This is a genomic window from Colwellia sp. 12G3 (assembly GCF_002836775.1).
In the GTDB taxonomy this organism is placed as follows: Bacteria; Pseudomonadota; Gammaproteobacteria; order Enterobacterales; family Alteromonadaceae; genus Colwellia.
On the sequence record NZ_PJAQ01000022.1, the window covers coordinates 1 to 443 of the forward strand.

The following is a 443-nucleotide window of genomic DNA, read 5'->3' on the forward strand; positions in this document are numbered from 1 at the left end:
AAATAACAGGCTAAGTAATGGTTGGCTAAAATTGTGTAGCGAAGCGAAACGTAGCCAACTGTTACGTGTCCTAGTTTATTTTCTTGTTAGGTACGTTTACAAATACCCTTATCTGATAGGTGTTTAGCTGCTAAGTCTTCAATACTCTCGTCGGCGCTCACCATAATTAAAGGCGATTCTGTAGCAAAAAAAGAATTATCCATCTGTTCTTTATTTTCTAACGCAACGGGTAAAGAAAAGCATGACCTTTTGATTATTTCGTTAATATCATTGGTATTGATCAGTTGTAAGGTATTTGAATAAAATTGTATTTCAGAGGCTGCAACACTTTGACCTCCATACACAAAAAACTTTATAGCTACAAAGCCAGCAAGACCGAGACCTAAAACAAAGCTAATTAAGCCCACCACAAAAATTTTCATATACTCTCCTTAGTACCTAAC

1 protein-coding gene is annotated in these 443 nt (G+C 35.9%); it reads right to left on the reverse strand.

Annotated elements, in window-relative coordinates; translation table 11 throughout:
* Positions 1–86: 86 nt before the first annotated feature.
* Positions 87–422, reverse strand: a complete 336-nt coding sequence (locus tag CXF71_RS07945; protein WP_101232430.1) for a hypothetical protein — start codon at positions 420–422, stop codon at positions 87–89.
* Positions 423–443 lie beyond the last annotated feature (21 nt).